Source organism: Gelidibacter sp. (genome assembly GCF_035577925.1).
Lineage (GTDB): Bacteria > Bacteroidota > Bacteroidia > Flavobacteriales > Flavobacteriaceae > Gelidibacter.
In genome coordinates this window covers 1-6,078 of sequence record NZ_DATJCY010000250.1, presented here as the reverse complement: position 1 = coordinate 6,078, position 6,078 = coordinate 1, and the positions used below count along the sequence as shown (strand labels likewise).

The 6,078-nt window shown below is 32.0% G+C and carries 4 protein-coding genes and 1 pseudogene; 4 read left to right on the top strand and 1 reads right to left on the bottom strand.

Going from position 1 to position 6,078, the window contains the following annotated elements; translation table 11 throughout:
* From VNJ50_RS10055 to VNJ50_RS10040, 4 genes are all read left to right on the top strand, one after another.
* A partial coding sequence (locus VNJ50_RS10055) for a hypothetical protein (RefSeq protein ID WP_325581466.1) occupies positions 1-440 on the top strand: 440 nt, incomplete at its 5' end.
* Positions 441-492: 52 nt separating this feature from the next.
* Positions 493-2,694 (top strand): peptidase domain-containing ABC transporter, encoded by a 2,202-nt coding sequence (locus VNJ50_RS10050; RefSeq protein WP_325581464.1) that lies wholly within the window; start codon positions 493-495, stop codon positions 2,692-2,694.
* Positions 2,695-2,801: 107 nt separating this feature from the next.
* On the top strand, positions 2,802-3,962 hold the full coding sequence (locus VNJ50_RS10045) for a DUF6625 family protein (RefSeq protein WP_325581462.1): 1,161 nt from the start codon (positions 2,802-2,804) through the stop codon (positions 3,960-3,962).
* A 42-nt stretch (positions 3,963-4,004) separates the two neighbouring features.
* Positions 4,005-5,297, top strand: a complete 1,293-nt coding sequence (locus tag VNJ50_RS10040; protein WP_325581460.1) for an HlyD family secretion protein — start codon at positions 4,005-4,007, stop codon at positions 5,295-5,297.
* A 475-nt stretch (positions 5,298-5,772) separates the two neighbouring features.
* Here the strand turns inward: VNJ50_RS10040 and VNJ50_RS10035 are convergent.
* Positions 5,773-6,078: pseudogene (locus tag VNJ50_RS10035) on the bottom strand (conjugal transfer protein TraG); the annotation flags it as partial.

The following is a 6,078-nucleotide window of genomic DNA, read 5'->3' as shown; positions in this document are numbered from 1 at the left end:
TTAACTTAACACACAATAGAATTAAAATAAAAATGCGAAATTTTAAAAATTATGTATACGGAAAATATAAGTTTAATAGTATGGAAGATTACATTTTGTCAAGAGATTTATATAGTGAAGGGATGGCTTTAAAGTATGATTCCTTTTTGAATAACGATACGAATTTTTGGATAAAAAAAATTGAAGGATTTAAAAGGAACGAGACAAACCTTATAATTGAAGAACTGAATATTGAATCAACAATTTATGAGTATGATGAGATTGATTCATTGGTGCTAGGTGAAATTGATTCAGGAAAATTAAAGTTTAAAAAATTGAAAAATAACATGTTAAAATATATTGAGGAAGATAGTGAAGAATTACTAGCACAATTCGACACGCTGTTTAAGAACAGATTAAGAAACTACATTAAATTAAAAGTAATCACAATTTTTGAATAATAGATTAAAACATAATTTCTATAACCATCCATCAAATTAAGAAGTTCTCTGAATGTCTTTAAAAAGAAATCCATTCCCATCTTTTAAACAAGCAGAAAGTAAAGATTGCGGTCCAACTTGCCTAAAAATTATTGCTAAATATTATGGAAAAAGTATAGTTTTACAAAGTCTACGTGACTTGGCACAAACGACACGCATAGGAAGCACCCTATTGGGGCTAAGCGACGCGGCTGAAAGCATAGGATTGCGTTCACTTGGTGTAAACATCAATCTGAAAAAACTAAAAGAATTACCACTTCCCTGTATTTTACATTGGAATAAAGAACATTTTGTAGTACTCTACAAAATAAAAAATGGTGTCTTTTATATTTCAGACCCTGCCCATGGCTTATTGACCTATTCAAAAAGCGAGTTTCTAAAATCTTGGATAGGAAACAACGCTACTGAAAATACTGAAGAGGGTATTGCTTTACTTTTAGAACCAACCCCTAAATTTTACAGTTCTGAATTTGATGCCAAAGAACAGAAATTTGGGTTCTCTTTTTTGTCTAAATACCTATTCAAGTACAAACAATTCCTATGGCAATTGGTTATTGGATTAATTGCGGCGAGCTTGCTACAGCTCATTTTTCCCTTTTTGACCCAAAGTGTTGTGGATGTTGGGATTAAAAATCAAGACATCCATTTTATCTATTTAATCCTCTTTGCGCAATTGGCGCTGTTTATTGGTCGGACATCCATCGAGGTCATTCGAAGTTGGATCCTACTTCATTTAAGTACCCGTATCAACATTTCATTGGTGTCCGACTTTTTTATCAAGCTGATGAATCTACCCATCGCCTTTTTTGATACACGTATGACAGGCGATATCCTGCAACGTATTAATGACCACCAACGTATTGAACGAATTTTAACAACCTCTTCTCTAAACGTGTTGTTTTCCATGGTCAATCTGGTAGTATTCAGTTTTGTTTTGGCATATTATAGCTCGCTTTTGTTCGGGATCTTTTTATTGGGTAGCTTCCTTTACTTTCTATGGATCATTATTTTCCTCAAAAAACGAAAGGATTTAGATTATAAACGCTTTTCACAGGTCAGTCAGGAACAGAGCAAGGTCATCGAGCTTATTAATGGCATGCAGGAAATAAAGCTCCATAACGCCGAAAAACAAAAACGATGGAGTTGGGAGTTTTTGCAGGCACGTTTATTTAAAATATCCATTGAAGGCTTGGCATTAGAGCAGTACCAGAGTGTCGGTTCAAGCTTTATCAATGAAGTTAAGAATATTTTTATTACTGTGTTGTCTGCAAAACTGGTCATTGATGGCGACATCACTTTGGGCATGATGCTTGCCATCAGTTATATTGTTGGGCAATTGAACTCGCCCATTGCTCAACTTATCAATTTTATCAGAGAGGTACAGGATGCTAAAATATCCTTGGAACGGCTCTCGGAAATCCATAACAAAGAAGACGAGGAACAACAGGATGCTGAAAGATTTTTGGATATTCCAACACAATCAGATATTTCCTTATCAAAAGTCTCATTTCACTATATTGGTTCTGACGAAATGGTTTTAAAGGATTTGGATTTGAGCATTCCAGCCAAAAAAGTCACAGCCATTGTTGGCGTTAGTGGCAGTGGCAAAACGACTTTGATGAAGTTATTATTAAAATTTTATGACCCAAATAATGGTCAAATCAAAATTGGCGCTTATGACTTGCAACATGTGTCCCAAAAAGCATGGCGTAACGAATGGGGTGTTGTGATGCAGGAAGGCTATATCTTTAATGATACCATTGCAAACAATATTGCAGTCGGTGTGGACGATGTGGATAAGAAAAAGCTGGCTCATGCCGTAGATGTTGCAAACATTAAGGAATTTATTGAAACCTTACCGCTTTCATATAACACAAAAATCGGAATGGAAGGTGTCGGTTTGAGCACAGGACAAAAACAGCGCTTGCTGATTGCAAGAGCTGTCTATAAAAATCCTAATTTTTTATTTTTTGATGAAGCTACCTCAGCTTTGGATGCTAATAATGAAAAGGTGATCATGGAAAAACTGGATATCTTTTTTGAAGATAAAACAGTGGTGGTCATTGCTCATCGATTAAGTACCGTAAAACATGCCCATCAAATTGTGGTTTTGAATAAAGGTAAGATTGTTGAGATTGGGAACCATGTTGAATTGATAAAAAATAAAGGGGAGTATTATAACTTGGTAAGGAATCAATTGGAACTTGGTAAATAAGACTGGATATTTGGGGAATGACATACCTTAACAGGATTGATAATTATTAGGCAATCTGTTCAATAGTATTCAATTAAAATATTATTTATGTAGTTAAAACCACTATTATGAACCAAATTGTAATTATTGTATTCTATTTTGGGCAATTCCCATGGTATTATGATTTTTTTATCAATTCATGTTTGAATAACCCAAATGTTGACTTCTTGTTTTTTAGTGATAATTTTAAAAAAAAGGAACAAACAAAAAATCTAACAAAATTCCCATTTTCATTAGAAAATTTCAACACACTTTCGTCTAACAAATTAAAAATGAAAATTGATGTCAAAGGAGGATACAAAATATGTGATTTCAGACCCGCTTTTGGAGTAGTTTTTGAAGATTACATCATTGGTTATGAATTTTGGGGATATTCGGATATTGACTTGATTTTTGGTAGGATTACGGAGTTCATAAATAATGAAATCTTGCAAAATTTTGATTTCGTGTCCGTAAAAGCCGAATATCCATCAGGGTATTTTGCAATTGTAAAAAATAATATTGAAATGAATGAGATTTTCAGGCAGAGTAAAGATTACGAATACATTTTTCAAGAAGATAAAAATATGCTTTTTGAAGAATGTGGTGGATATTATAATGAAGTTGTGAATCTTGGACTAAATATTTTAGATACTAATTGTAAATATGAAACATTCCATCATGTTTTAGAGAAAAACTCAGATAAGATTCGCCTTTTTTTTGATTTTTTATCTATTGAAGGTATCCCAGGTAATATTAAATATCAAAATGGAATATTGTCATATAAGAATGAATTTGAGGTTATTTTATATCATTTAAGTCATTTTAAAAGTAATGTTTTTTGTAGAGATATTAATTGGAAGAAAATACCTCAAGAATATTTTATAAGTAAATATAGTTTCTACAAACGCAGATTCTGCAAGATCTACTTTAATTTAAAAAATTATGTTAAAGTAAAACTATTTAACCAATATTTTTTTGTTAATAAATTTATTTCTCAATTAATTAACAAGAAATTTTACTTGAAGGAAGGAAAGTTTAAATATATGAATCAGGAAATTATGATTGTAAAAATAAAAAATTCATATTGTTTAAAAATAGGAGAAGATTCTTATGAAATTATATTTTCTGCTTTTAATGACTTTTTTTTTGCCAAAGGAAAAAAAATCACGTATAAAGTACTTCACGATGGTAACGGATTTTTCATTGATCAAATTCTTTTTGATGGAAATACTATCAGGTATTCATAATAATAATTTTGTAACGAAGAACACATTAATCATTACAATCAAATGGAGAATAAGTTAGAAAATCTTAGCTTAAGGAGTGAGGAAGTCCAAGACATTCTGACCAAAGTTCCGCATTGGATGATACGCTGGGGTAATGTGCTTTTTTTAGCTTTGATTTTACTTTTACTTTTCATTACTTGGTTTGTAAAATATCCTGATATCATTCCGTCCGAAGCTGTCATTACAACTCAAATTCCACCTCAAAAGGAATATGCAAAAACCACAGGTAAATTGGAAGCTATTTTAGTGGAGGATAATGACTATGTCAATATGAATCAGCCTTTGGCAATTATTGAGAATACGGCTAATTATAAGGATGTATTTCAGCTCAAATCTATGACTGATACCGTTAAAATCAATAGCCAATCTTTCAATTTTCCTTTTGACAGGTTACATGTTTTGTTTTTGGGTGATATCGATTCTCAATTTGCGGTGTTTGAAAATAATTACATCCACTATCAACTCAACAGAGATTTACAACCTTTTTCCAATGAAGCTGTTGCTAATCGGTTTTCCATTTTAGAATTGAACAGACGTTTGCAAAGTCTCCAGTCCCAAAAAGAAATCAATGAAACTGAAATGAACTTTCAACGAAAAGATTTACAGCGAAACAAATCATTATTTGATAAAGGTGTGATTTCAGCCCAAGAATATGAAAATAAACAATTAGTATATGCACAGGCCGAACGCAATTTCAAAAACTATGAGTCTTCGATATCCCAAATTCGAGAAGGAATCAGCAATGCAAGAACGATATCCAAAGGCACTGAGATTAATCGTGTTAAGGAAGAAATGGTTTTGCTTAAAAATGTCATTCAGTCTTTTAACCAACTCAAAAAAGCGATTAAGGATTGGGAACAACAATATGTGTTACAAACCAATATCGATGGAACGGTGGCGTTTTTAAACTATTACAATATCAATCAAACGGTTACTTCTGGAGATTTGATATTTACCATTATACCTGCTGAAAGTTCTTCCTTTATTGCTAAGTTGAAAACACCAGCCCAAAATTCAGGGAAAATAAAAATTGGACAGCGTGTCAATATTAAACTTGAAAATTATCCAGATGCTGAATTTGGAGTGATACAAGGAATCATTACGAATGTTTCGCTTCTACCTAATAAAGATGGCCTTTATTTTATTGATGTTAAACTTCCACTAAAGTTAATCACTTCCTATAATAAAGAGATCGAATTCAAACAGGAAATGCGCGGTTCGGCCGAAATCATTACCGAAGATTTACGATTGATTGAGCGTTTCTTATATCAATTTAAACAATTATTTGAAAGATAAGCAAATACCACGATCATCATTTTTTGGTAATTGCTTAGTGAGTAATTTCAAATTACCAAATTTTTAGTATGTAAGATAGGTTCTTTTACAACAGCCTTGTGGTTAACCAGAATGTTTGATGACTTTTGTTCGTTGATTATAAAAGAATACCATTCTTTCTTATGTCTAATAATTAAAATATCTTTGCAAAACGATAAAAAATTGATGGAAAGGTTGCCTATTCAGTTTTATCGATTTATTTGAAATTCATCAATTTTTTGGTAATGAAAACATTGAAAAGTGGTAGTTTAGTTTTGCCTCACGAATTGCAAACAGATTTCAAGGAATTCATGTTTCATGTATGATATGAAATCTAAAAATAGAGAGTGCTAAAAAACTTACTATGAGAAGAGATATTTCAAAGTTATAATGTTCCATAAAAGTACAACTCTAGAAAAAAGATTTTTTGTGACAAATTCATTCGCTACTAATGCAATTATCCTTTCTGTACCAAATACTGTAAATCAGGATCGTCCTTAATACGCTCTATTTCTGTTTCAATTACCTGAACAATATCCATTTTCACCTGCTTATAATTGGACTCAATCTCCTGTTTCATTTGGTCATCGCCCTGTTCATCTATAAAGGATAAGATTTGCGGTATCTTTTGATAGACTTTTGTTTCCGCTGCGACTTTCTCATTATCTACGACAATTTCAGCATGAAATATTTTCTGTTCGATACGTTCCTCGAAGTTATCCGAAACAGCACCTACAAACATTCCTTGTGTCAAAGTTGAAAT